The sequence below is a fragment of the Endozoicomonas sp. ALB032 genome, from assembly GCF_049310125.1.
Taxonomy (GTDB): Bacteria; Pseudomonadota; Gammaproteobacteria; order Pseudomonadales; family Endozoicomonadaceae; genus Endozoicomonas_A.
Genome location: NZ_JBLYNW010000001.1, coordinates 5892072 through 5903812, shown reverse-complemented (window position 1 = coordinate 5903812; position 11741 = coordinate 5892072). Strand labels below are relative to the sequence as shown.

Below are 11741 nucleotides of genomic sequence, written 5' to 3'. Positions count from 1 at the left end.
GGCTTACTGCTCTGCCTCATCACGGACAATGGTCGTGGAAACGTCATCAGACGGACTGTGTAATTGTTTGAAGTGGTTCAACAAGGTTTGTAGGCTCTCAGGATTCGCCAGATGTGTGATGATGGGTCGAATGGTTACTGTTTGCTGTTTGTCGTCTACTGAAACCAGTCCGTGGATGGAGAGTTTGTCCAGCAGATTATCCAGTCGCTTGCGTTCACGGGAGTCGCTCCCCATATCACCCAGGTAGACCTGAAGCTGGGAAAGCAGTTCTTCAATGTCAACCCGTGCATCACTGGCACCAATCCCGGCTTCTTGTTCATGGGCGATATACTGTTGTCGCAGTATGGCGATCAGGAGAGATTGTTCCATAGTAATCCGTTGTCGCCTGACCAGTGGATGTGTCCATTCATCACTGTCTGCCCCGTCTTCTTCCTGGTTTTGCCAGAGGTCGCTAACCACCAGAAATGCAAGGCCACGGATATCATCAATGGTGAGTTTCAGATCCAGAGGTTCCAGAATTTGATTGATCTGCTCCCGGGAGACGACGGACTGTTGATAGAGATTGGGTCGACGGCTGGCTTCAAGATAACCGAATTTCATCAGCTCCTGTACAGCCTTCTTTATGTTTTTAGCCGTTACTGTGGTGGAGTTTTCATGCTGCTGGCTGGTGGACTGGTCTTCTGGAACATCTGCCGGGGGCTGCTGTTTCTGCGTCCCGGAAGCAATCAGTTGGTCAAAAAAATCGCTCATAGTTTTACAGTTCCCAATTAATGGCGGACAGGGTTTCCCCTTCCAGATTAGCTTTTGGCAGATAGAATCGGAGCCAATGTCCATCGCGGTCCTGAATATCCAGTTGCTCCTCATCCTGATCGATAATCAGTTCCGCTTCCCTGGCCATGCTTAACCAGAGTGCCAGGGTTTCCAGGTCGTGCGTCGGGGGCAGGTGTTCTGCCAGCTCGGCGATGGTCATGGGGGTGCCCCGGCGCTTTAACAGGGCAATGGTCTGTTCCAGAAGGGCTTCTCTGTCCAGACCATCAAAGGCGTCCCAGAAATCATCGTCCAGTTCATTCAGATCGACGGCACCTTGAGTGAGCAATAGCTCCCGGGACTCCAGCTGCTCAAGGGATTTGAACGTCAGTCGTTCAATCAGAGGCAGTCCGGATAGGGGGATTGCCAGCGGCTTGAATGGCGCGGGGGCGCGTCGTAATTTCTGGCTCTGCCAATCCAGATTCAATGCGCTTTCCATAATGTCATTCAGCAGTTGGCCCACACGATGATGCTCGGCTGCCAGTCCGGATTTCAGAAAACCTTTCACATCCCGTTCGCTGCGGGCCCTGGCACGAATTACATATTCGGACTCCCGGACCAGGCCGGAGGTGAGCCAGCGCAGTTCAGTGGACTGCTGTTGCGTCAGGGCCTTGCGGCAGGGGGCACTGCCAAGAATACTCCGTAATTGATGCTTCATATTCTCCAGCTCAACCGAGTGGCTTAGCTGCTGATAAAAGCCGTGGAAAACCTGGCCTTCGGGTGTGTTAAGGAGATGGTCGTGGCTATCGAGCAGGCGGTCGACGATCTCTCCCCGGTGGTGCTGTTCACTGATAATGGATTGGCGGAGGTGACGATCTGCCTCCCGATAGGAATCTTCAACTCTGCGAAAGTCCGACTTCAGTGTCATGGCCAGGTTATAAACTTCCCGTATATTTTCCACTGCAGATGGCCCGTCAAGCACTTTAAACTCACCACGATTAACCCGTTCCAGCTCCTGTTGCAGTGCCTCGATCTGTCGTTTCAGTGCATTTGCCCGGCTTTTCTGATCGGGGTTCAGCTTGGCTTCAAGATTATCGATCTCCCGTTGGACAGTGGCCAGACGGGAAGCAGTAGACGTCATAATGCGGTTATCCATGCCGTCAATAAACTCCATGGCCTGTTGCAGGGCGTCCGTAGCAAACAGCTGACCTTCCCGTTCTACGATCAGCTTGCGTCGACGCCACTCTCTCATCTCCTTTTTGGCTAACAACAGAAAGTCTTCGGTATCGATATCGAACTCATCGTGATTGACAAACTGGCTGAGAATTTCGGCCAGAACGTGGAGGGCTTCTTCTTCTGAAACTGCCTCCCGTTCCTGCTCGAACAGAGTCTTAAGGCAACTGATCATCAAGGGGCCACGTCGGGATGCCAGCAGCTGCCAGGCTGGATTCTGGTTGCGGGCCAGCACAAGGTCGTTGCTGAGTTTACTATCGGGGGAGAGCATTTTTGTAGTCCCGTCAGGTGCTGGAATAGGGGCTGTTTTTATGATAGTTGGCGATATTATCGGACTACAGAACTTTTTAAAAGCTCATCGTCTTGATATGTCCTTTCCCTTTCCTTGACGATAGTTGCTAACAAAAGCCCTGAATTTTGATGCGGAGTTTTTCAACAAGGTTTGCAGGTTCTCGGGATTCGCTCCCCATATCCTTTAAATCAGTGGTTGCCGACAGGCAATCCACTGGTTTTGTTGTTAAGTGGCGTGTTACTTGCTGGCCAGGTGGTTCACGATCTGGATCAGAAGTTCTTCGCTCTTGTCGAAACGACGATCAACCGCTTTGAACTTCTCATCAACCGCTTTGAACTTCTCCCGTTGTTCATTGAGGATCAGAGAGACAACCCCGTGAGTAGTTTCAAGAGTTTTGTTGTTTTCTCGGAAGGCATACTCAAGGTGTTCAACCTTTTGCTCTAGCCTGGTAACTCTTGCCTCTAGCGACATAGGTACTACCCATTTTTATTGAATGAGCCATCAGAATAGCAGACTTTGAGAGATGGTACAGAGACACCTGACATCCAGACAGACTTGAAACTGGGAAAGCAGTTTTTCAATATCAATCTGTGCATCACTGGCACTAATTCCGGTTTCTTGGCCCGTATAAAACTGTCGAGTAGGCTAATTTTGATCACATGTATGCCTATTCATCAAACAAAGCATTCTTAAGTCATCAGTTAGCTGGTGATATATGACTTATCAATCCTTTGAAAATGACCAGATCATTGATACCGAACGGGGCGCATAATTGTTCCGTTCCACCTGCCATAATTCAGGGTATCTTGAACGGTAGCCAGAACACTACATGAGATTCATGGATTCATACTTCCCAATCAGTTCATTAATATTATTATGTTTCCAATAGTCATTACCAATATGGAGTTTTATTGAATTAGATCCAAGATCACCTGTAAACGTAATGATCGTTTCTCCATTTTTCGACTCCATTTTAACCCTGCCATTCTTTGAACTGGCCAAGGGAATAAGTACTCAACCATACGAAATCATATTTTCTGACTCATTGTTCAGGCACTCGCGGCAACTGCTCCTGCGTTGCTCTAGCTCCTGCATCCATGCAGTCGTGATGCGTTGCAACTCTGGTCACATAGCTTGCTATGTTGCCGTCGTTGCGCCTTGCAGAGCACCTGCCCAATAAGCCAGAAATATTCGATTCCGTATGGCTGAGTACTTAATACTAACACCAACAAATTCTGTGGTTGGGATAATATTGATGCGGCATTTCAACAAATCTTTAAAAACCAGACATCCGACAATTTTATTTTTTGTATCGCTGGCATCCACTTTCAGGCGCACAGAAGGGTGATGTATTTTTTCCAAACGAGCTATCCTTGCACCTTTGAAGTCGAAAGAGTAAGGCGGTTTTCTATGCTTGTTAACTGTAAAGCCCCGGAGATCGGAATGCCCTTCATGGCGAATGGATTTCAAGGTTGATGGCTGGGTGTCCTGATTTTGCACTTCATAAATATCATTCATTCGTCCTCCAGTTCCCACCCTGTATCATATCTATCCAGCGTATCAAGGTATTGTCTCAGCTCGGAGATTTTTTGTTCAATTGCTTCTCTTTCACTGGGGAATTTTTCTTTGTACCTAGGAAGATGTGCCAATGTAAAGTGTGTCACAGCTTGAATTGTAACTTTATCGCCTTTTGACCAGTTATTGTTGAGGGGATGGGTGAGTAAGTCATTAGCGACTTGCAGCACTTCATCGAGGCTCAGTGAGAGACAACCAGGAGCCTGCTTCTTCATCTGATTAACATGATCCCCGTAATACAAACTAACGGTTCTTTCCTGAAAAGACCGAAGACAATACCCCCTGTTTTCTGGCCAGCAATGAGAAAGTTTGTTACTAATATCACTGGTTTTAACCTCCATGCTACCAGCAAAAGCATGTCCGGCTTCTTCAGCAGTTGACTGGGGTACATCCACTTCTTGAGGTGGAGTATTGGTTCGAAATAAGCTAATCATTCCTGTTCTCCTCTTTGTCAGCGTATAAATTTGAGATTTTCTAACACATATATATTTTGACCAAGAAATCAGAAAATAGTTCAAGTGACCCACCTGAATGCTCAAGAAATTACTGAACATCTAAAGAATCTAGAGCCAGAATAACCAGACCGGCTTCTATCAGCAGCTGAGCCACTCGATTGAGCTGGAAAATATGAACCATCAATTACGGAGTATTCTTGGCAATTCCGCCTCCCGCAAGACCCTGACACAACAGCAGTCCGCCGAACTGTGCTGGCTCATCTCCAGCCTGGTCCGGGAGTCCGAATAGGTGATTCGTGCCAGGGCCCGCAGCGAACGGGATATGAAAAGGTTTCTGAAATCCGGACTGGCAGCCGAGCATCATCCTGTGGGACAACTGCTGAATGACATTTTGTAAAGCGCATTGAATCTGGATTGGGCGAGCCAGTAATTACGACGCAGCCTCGCGCCGTTCAAACCGCTGGCTATCCCCTCATCCGAACTGCCCCTGATCGAAAGACTGACGTTCAAATCCCTTGAACAGCTGGAGTCCCGGGAGCTTATGCTCACTCAAAGTGCCGTAGATCTGAATGAACTGGACGATGATTTCTGGGACGCCTTTGATGGTCTTGACAGAAAAGCGTTACTGTGAAGGGACCATTGCCTTCTTAAAGCGTAGGGGCACATCCATGACCATCGCTGAACAGGCGGAACACCAGCCCCCAACTCACGACCTGGAAACCCTGGCACTCTGGTTAAGCATGACAAGGAAGCGGAACTGATTATCGATCAGGATTAAGCATTTAGAAGTCATTCTCGATAGATTGCAGGCTTTCGATAAAATTCCACGGTCTATGGTAATGATCGATAGTGAGTATTTGATGAGTGCCGAGGTAGTTACCGAAAGTGATGAAAAGAAGATCAATAAATATTGAACTTTCAGTCAATTTACTTGCTCAATGTTTATTGAACTGAATGTTGTCAAAATTAAATCTTAAATAGGACTCTCACCCCATTGGCTGATATTGGGTAAGTAATGAAAAGTAGTATTATCAATGAATCCACTTAGTAATAGTGTTGGCCAGTCCGGTTGCAGTGGTGGTTATAGCAATTCAGATGACGGATTGCCCCATAAAAATGAAAGCGCAGGCTCATACGTCAATCGCTCCGTTTCTCGTCAAAATCAGGACATCCAGCCTTCAATACAGAAACCCACTGGGCATGAAGAGCATTCTGATCGAGAGGGCTATTCCGATGCCGGAGGCTTTAGTGTTTTCAAGCATGAAGCACCACCTCTCTATTTTGGACACGACATAGTCAGAGCGGCAAGGATAGCTCGTTTGGAAAAATTACATCACCCTTCTGTACATCTGAAAGTGGATAGCTATCTTAAAAAGACAGTTGTCGGATGTCTGGATTTTAAAGAATTGTTGAAAGGCCGCATCGAAATTCTCCCAACCATATCAGGTTCTGGATTTAATGCTCATCCTTTGGGCGGTTCAAAGGATCGCAAGGTTGAAATGCAGTGGGGAAATGGTGAAACGATTATTAAGTTTATAGGTGACCATGGAATTGAGCCAACAAAGCTCCATATTGGTAATGACTATTGGAAGTATAATGACATTAAATTACTGATTGAAACGTATAAATCCAAGAACCTCATGTAGTTTTCTGGACCATCCAGTAGGTCATTTGAACTATTTTCTGATTTATTGGTCGAAACAACAGAGTTTAGAAAATCTCTAATTTATACAATCAAAAAAGGGAAAAAAAGGAATGAACAGTATACCTCAAATCAGTACTGCAACTTCAGCAGTAAGCGGTTTGCCGCCAACAGATGATGAAGAAGTCGTCCGTGCTTTTGATGATAACAAGGAGGTTAAACCCAGTGATATTGGTAATGAACTTTCTCAACGTTGGCCAGAAAATGCAGGGTGTCTTCTTCAGGAAAGAAGCGTTGCTTTGTTTTGTGGGGATCGGGTCAAACAGATGCGTAGAGAAATCGAAGCTTTCTTGAGGTCTCTCGACTCTAATCATCATGGTTACTTTACAACCAAGTTCTATGATTTGCTAAAAGTTGCTGATGACACACTCTCTCACCCCCTCAACCAGGACTGGTCAAAGATTGATGCAGATATGATGAGTGGCCTGGCACATATGATAATTGCCCATCTTATTCATTATGGCAACGAACTCCCTAGTGAAAGAGTAATCATTGAACATAAAATAGAAGAGCTGAGACAATACATTGATACGATAAAACGTAACACTGTTGAAACCAGTGTATGAATGGGCTTACTTCTGGTACCGGTGGGCGGACTCGAACCGCCACGCCCGCAAAGGCGGGGGATTTTGAATCCCCTATGTCTACCAATTCCATCACACCGGCACTGTTTTCAGGACTGGGCTGTCCCGAGAAGATGTGGCGTAGTATACATAAGCCCGAATCGTTTTCAACAGCCGTTTTGCCCTGAGAGCTGGTATTCGGTATTTCTGATTATTTTTTCTTCCTTACGTAGTAACTGAAACCAAAGTGCATAGAATGTCGCCTGACAGAGTTGGAGTTTTACAGTATATTGTCCTGCTTTTTTTGAGAAATGGCCCTGTTTGCCCGTACTCGTGATTCGAATCGGTTGAGCTGTCTAAGGCTGTTTAGTTTTCAAGTACCAGGTCACACACCCACTATGCGCGTCAGTGATTTTGATTTTGAGCTGCCCGACGAACAGATTGCCCGGTTTCCTGCCAGGGAACGAACCGGTAGTCGTCTGTTGCGGCTTGATGGTCCGACAGAAACCATTACCCATGGGCAGTTTGCCGATGTAGAAAGTCTTCTGGAGCCCGGCGATCTACTGGTTATGAACAACACCCGGGTGATTCCTGCGAGGCTGTTTGGCCAAAAGGAGACCGGTGGTAAACTGGAAGTTTTGATAGAACGTGTTTTGGAAGAACGAAAAGTTTTAGCGCACATACGTTCCAGTAAAGCGCCTAAGCCCGGCAGCCGTATCTTTCTGGCTGATGGTTGTGTGCAAGCAGAAGTGACAGGTCGGCAGGGGGCTCTGTTTCTCATTGACTTTGATATGCCCGTGCTGCCTCAGTTACAAGAGCATGGTCATATGCCGCTTCCTCCCTACATCGACCGTGAAGATGGTAGTGCGGATCGTCTGAGGTACCAGACGGTGTTTGCTCAAAAAGACGGTGCTGTGGCAGCGCCAACGGCCGGCCTGCATTTTGACGAAGCCATGTTACAACGCCTGAAAAATAAAGGTGTTGAGCAGGCTTTTGTTACTTTACACGTAGGTTCTGGCACTTTTCAGCCAGTGCGGGTTGAGCATATCGCCGACCATGAAATGCATTCTGAGTACATAGAGGTGCCGGAAGAAGTCTGCGAAGCAGTCAATGCCGCTCGTGCCCGGGGTAGCAAAGTGGTGGCTGTAGGGACTACATCGGTACGTTCCCTGGAGTCAGCGTCCAGAGATGGGGAAATCAAACCCTTCTTCGGTGATACCGATATCTTTATTTTCCCGGGTTATGAATTCCGTTCTGTAGATGCAATGATCACGAACTTCCACCTTCCACAGTCAACATTGCTGATGCTGGTCAGTGCCTTTTCAGGCAAAGACGCCATACTTCGGGCTTATAACGAGGCGGTGAAAGAAGGCTATCGATTCTTCAGTTATGGCGATGCCATGTGGCTGACCCGCAAAGCCTGAATATGAAAGTCGGTCGTCGGGCTTGAAAAAAACGGATCCGTTCCCACCTTAAACTTGATTTTATTTTAGATATGACTCCGACGAATGCAGTCTGCTGTGTCGTCTGAATTGAGAGGCTCATGAGTAGAGAAGAGTGCTTCATGCAGTTCCAGGAGCTCGCCACTGATGGTGAAGCTCGACGTGGACGGCTGACCTTTCCCCGTGGCACGGTTGAAACGCCCTGTTTTATGCCCGTTGGTACCTATGGCACCGTTAAAGGTATGATGCCCAGGGATATTGCCGACACCGGCGCGGAGATTATTCTCGGGAATACTTTCCATCTGATGTTGCGTCCCGGCACTGAAATTATCCGTGAGCATGGGGATCTGCACGATTTCAATCAATGGCAGGGGCCGATTCTGACCGACTCGGGTGGTTTTCAGGTTTTCAGTCTGGGCAAATTGCGCAAGATCACTGAAGAAGGTGTTTCTTTCAAGTCGCCTGTGGATGGTTCTCCTGTATTCCTGAGCCCGGAAGTCTCTATGCAGGTTCAGCGTGAGCTGGGTTCAGATATTGTCATGATCTTTGACGAGTGTACCGATGGCGAGGCTTCTGAAAAGGAAGCAGAAGCGTCCATGGAGTTGTCCCTTCGTTGGGCCAAGCGCTCCAAACAGGCTCATGGCGACAGTCCTTCGGCTCTGTTTGGGATTATCCAGGGCGGCATGTTTGAGCATCTGCGCGATCGTTCTCTGGAAGGGTTGACCGAGATTGGCTTCGATGGTTATGCCATTGGCGGTCTATCTGTGGGTGAGACCAAGGCGGATATGATGCGTATTCTGTCGCATATTACCAATAAGGTGCCCGAAGGTTATCCACGTTACCTGATGGGCGTAGGCAAGCCGGAAGATATTGTTGAAGCCGTACGCCGTGGTGTGGATATGTTTGACTGTGTGATGCCGACCCGAAATGCCCGCAACGGCCATCTTTTTGTAGACGAAGGTGTCATTAAAATTCGTAATGCCGTTCATAAGCGGGATAACCGGTCATTGGAAGAGGGTTGCGACTGCTATACTTGCCAGAATTTCAGTCGCTCCTATCTGCATCATCTGGACAAATGTGGCGAGATCCTGGGCTGTATGCTCAATACAATCCACAATCTTCGCTACTACCAGAGGGTCATGGCAGGTTTGCGAGACGCCATTGAACAAGGTAAATTGGACGACTTTGTCGAAGAGTTCTACCGAAAGCGTGGTCAGGCAGTGCCGGTACTTTAATTGGTCGGTAGGATCCTGTTTTTGATCTAACGGAATTTAACTGTGTATTGTTTTAAGGAGCATTTGAATGATCCCATTCATCAGTCCGGCATTTGCTGAAGCAGCTGGAGCAGCCCCAGCGGGTCCTGGCATGTACGGTCAGCTGATCATGCTGGGTGGTTTTGTCCTGATTTTCTGGCTGCTGATCTGGCGCCCACAGTCCAAGCGGGCCAAGGAGCACAAAAACCTGCTCAGCAATCTGTCAAAGGGGGATGAGGTCGTGACCACTGGTGGTATCGTTGGTAAGGTCGTAAACACTACCGATGAGTTTATTACCTTGAAGGTTGCTGAGAACATCGAACTGAATTTCCAAAAATCTTCAGTAGCTGCTTCTCTACCCAAGGGCACTATTAAAGCTATTCAGTGATAGTTATGAGCTAATTAACAGCCATGAGCTGTGGAAATTGTTTTTCTGAATCGTTGATGATGAAAAATTTTTTCAAGATAAAAAGCGTGACCGGGAATCGAGGATGGTTTCCGGTTATTTCTGGAGAAACGGACTTTGCCTGAGCATCAGGGAGAGTTTTGTTCCTTGAACAGGCTTCTGATCCAGGCATTTAAAATTTAGAACAGGAACCGGTGGGCCATGCTCAATCGATATCCGCTGTGGAAGTACCTGCTGATTGCAATCATCGTTGCCCTTGGCTTTGTGTACGCTCTGCCCAACTTGTACCCCGATGACCCTGCTATTCAGATATCGGGCGCCAGTTCATCTGAAACCATCAATGCTGGTGTGCAGGATAAGGCACAAAAAGCGCTTGCTGAGGCCAATATTGAGGTTAAGGCCAGTGATAATAATAACGATGCCTTGTTGATTCGACTGAAGCATGCTGATCAGCAGCAGTTGGCTAAATCGGTGATTAAGGATGCCCTGGGCGATGACTACATCGTAGCGCTCAATCTGGCTCCGACGACACCAGAATGGCTGACATCCATGGGCGCCTACCCCATGAAGCTGGGTCTCGATTTGTCTGGCGGTGTGCATTTCCAGCTGGAGGTGGATACGGATCGGGCTGTTAAGACCAAGCTGGATATTTCCAATACTGAAATTCGTGCACTGCTCCGAAAGGAAAGGTTGCGCTATCGCACTATGCCTGATCGTGTTGACGGTGCCCGTCAGCTGGCATTCCTGGATGAAGCAACCCGTGACAAGGCAGAGCGTCTGATCAAGCGCGAGTTTCCTGATTTGCTGGTAGAGGCTGAAGACCTGGGGGAGCGTTATGCTGTTTCCTATCGCTACTCCGAACAGTATATTCGTGAACTGGAGGATTATGCGGTCAAGCAAAACCTGACGACTGTTCGTAACCGTGTTAACGAGTTGGGTGTTTCTGAACCTCTGGTGCAGCGTCAGGGGCGTAATAGCATTGTTGTTGAGCTTCCGGGTGTTCAGGACACCGCAGAAGCCAAGCGTATTCTCGGTAAAACCGCTAACCTCGAGTTTCGTCTTGAGGCGCTGCCAAATGCTTCCCGCAGTAATTCGGAGGCTTTCAATTACCAGGGGCGTACTGTTAACCTGGAGCGCGACATAATTATCACCGGTGAGCGAGTTTCCAGTGCTCAGTCGAACTTTGATACCGAAAGTGGTCAGCCTCAGGTAAATATTAGTCTGGACAGTACCGGTGGCAAGAAGATGAATAACGCCACGCGGAATAATGTCGGGCGCAGCATGGCGGTCATCTTTATTGAGCAGAAGCCTGTCACTCGAACCGAATCCCGTGAAATTGACGGAAACCTGATCAAAGTTAAAGTGCCCGGTTTCCGTGAAGAAAAACGAGTGATCAGTCTGGCTACTATTCAGTCGGCACTGGGTAACCAGTTCCGTATTACTGGTCTGGATTCTTCGGGTGAAGCCTCTGAGCTGGCCCTGTTACTGAGAGCTGGCTCCCTGGCGGCGCCAATGTATTTTGTTGAAGAGCGAACAGTCGGCCCAAGCCTGGGTGCCGAGAATATCAAAATGGGGTTGGACTCCACTCTGATGGGATTGGGTCTTGTCGTCATGTTTATGGTGGTGGTCTACCGGGTTTTTGGTTTGCTGGCGAATATTGCCCTGGCAATCAACCTGATGCTGTTGATTGCTGTCATGAGTATCTTTGGTGCTACCCTGACAATGCCCGGTATTGCCGGTATCGTTCTGACACTGGGTATGGCGGTGGATGCCAACGTGCTGGTGTTCTCGCGTATTCGAGAGGAGATTAAGCTGGGGCGTCCGGTACAGCGTGCGATTCATGATGGTTATGACCGTGCTTTTGTATCAATTTTTGATGGTAATATTACTACGCTTTTGGTCGGTCTGATTCTCTTTGCCGTGGGAACCGGTCCAATCAAGGGCTTCGCTGTGACTCTGTCTATCGGTATCGTCACATCCATGTTCACCGCGATTATGGTGACCCGCTCACTGGTGAATCTGGTGTACGGCGGACGTCGTGATCTGAAGAAACTGAGTATCTGAGGTGGTCAC

Annotated in this window: 11 protein-coding genes and 1 tRNA gene; 6 read left to right on the top strand and 6 right to left on the bottom strand. The window is 48.0% G+C overall.

Annotated elements, in window-relative coordinates; genetic code table 11:
* Positions 1-3 precede the first annotated feature (3 nt).
* The 5 genes from ACO6VG_RS22010 to ACO6VG_RS21990 form a co-directional block, all read right to left on the bottom strand.
* Positions 4-750: a DUF4194 domain-containing protein gene (locus ACO6VG_RS22010; protein WP_422134254.1), complete on the bottom strand. Its 747-nt coding sequence runs from the start codon at positions 748-750 to the stop codon at positions 4-6.
* 4 nt (positions 751-754) lie between these two features.
* A complete protein-coding gene (locus tag ACO6VG_RS22005) occupies positions 755-2251 on the bottom strand; it encodes a DUF3375 domain-containing protein (protein WP_422475673.1) in 1497 nt (498 codons plus the stop codon).
* 258 nt (positions 2252-2509) lie between these two features.
* Positions 2510-2743: a hypothetical protein gene (locus ACO6VG_RS22000; protein WP_422134252.1), complete on the bottom strand. Its 234-nt coding sequence runs from the start codon at positions 2741-2743 to the stop codon at positions 2510-2512.
* A 666-nt stretch (positions 2744-3409) separates the two neighbouring features.
* Positions 3410-3790 carry a hypothetical protein gene (locus ACO6VG_RS21995; protein ID WP_422475671.1) on the bottom strand — a complete coding sequence of 127 codons (381 nt, stop codon included), beginning with the start codon at positions 3788-3790 and terminating at the stop codon, positions 3410-3412.
* Entirely contained in the window at positions 3787-4281 is a 495-nt protein-coding gene (locus tag ACO6VG_RS21990) for a hypothetical protein (RefSeq protein WP_422134250.1), read from the bottom strand. Before ACO6VG_RS21990 ends, ACO6VG_RS21995 begins: the two co-directional genes overlap by 4 nt.
* Before the next feature lie 1055 nt (positions 4282-5336).
* Here ACO6VG_RS21990 and ACO6VG_RS21985 point away from each other — a divergent pair.
* Both ACO6VG_RS21985 and ACO6VG_RS21980 read left to right on the top strand, forming a co-directional pair.
* Positions 5337-5948, top strand: coding sequence for a hypothetical protein (locus ACO6VG_RS21985; RefSeq protein ID WP_422134249.1), 612 nt, complete (start codon positions 5337-5339; stop codon positions 5946-5948).
* 109 nt (positions 5949-6057) lie between these two features.
* On the top strand, positions 6058-6570 hold the full coding sequence (locus tag ACO6VG_RS21980; protein ID WP_422134248.1) for a hypothetical protein: 513 nt from the start codon (positions 6058-6060) through the stop codon (positions 6568-6570).
* A 13-nt stretch (positions 6571-6583) separates the two neighbouring features.
* On the opposite strand, the gene ACO6VG_RS21975 is transcribed toward ACO6VG_RS21980, so the two are convergent.
* Positions 6584-6670, bottom strand: a tRNA-Leu gene (locus ACO6VG_RS21975).
* 295 nt (positions 6671-6965) lie between these two features.
* Here ACO6VG_RS21975 and queA point away from each other — a divergent pair.
* From queA to secD, 4 genes are all read left to right on the top strand, one after another.
* Positions 6966-7991: a tRNA preQ1(34) S-adenosylmethionine ribosyltransferase-isomerase QueA gene (queA, locus tag ACO6VG_RS21970; RefSeq protein ID WP_422134247.1), complete on the top strand. Its 1026-nt coding sequence runs from the start codon at positions 6966-6968 to the stop codon at positions 7989-7991.
* A gap of 140 nt (positions 7992-8131) precedes the next feature.
* Complete coding sequence (tgt, locus tag ACO6VG_RS21965) at positions 8132-9244, top strand: tRNA guanosine(34) transglycosylase Tgt (RefSeq protein ID WP_422137121.1); 1113 nt, start codon at positions 8132-8134, stop codon at positions 9242-9244.
* A gap of 67 nt (positions 9245-9311) precedes the next feature.
* Positions 9312-9650, top strand: coding sequence for a preprotein translocase subunit YajC (gene yajC / locus ACO6VG_RS21960; RefSeq protein WP_422134246.1), 339 nt, complete (start codon positions 9312-9314; stop codon positions 9648-9650).
* 219 nt (positions 9651-9869) lie between these two features.
* Complete coding sequence (gene secD, locus ACO6VG_RS21955) at positions 9870-11732, top strand: protein translocase subunit SecD (RefSeq protein WP_422475669.1); 1863 nt, start codon at positions 9870-9872, stop codon at positions 11730-11732.
* Positions 11733-11741 lie beyond the last annotated feature (9 nt).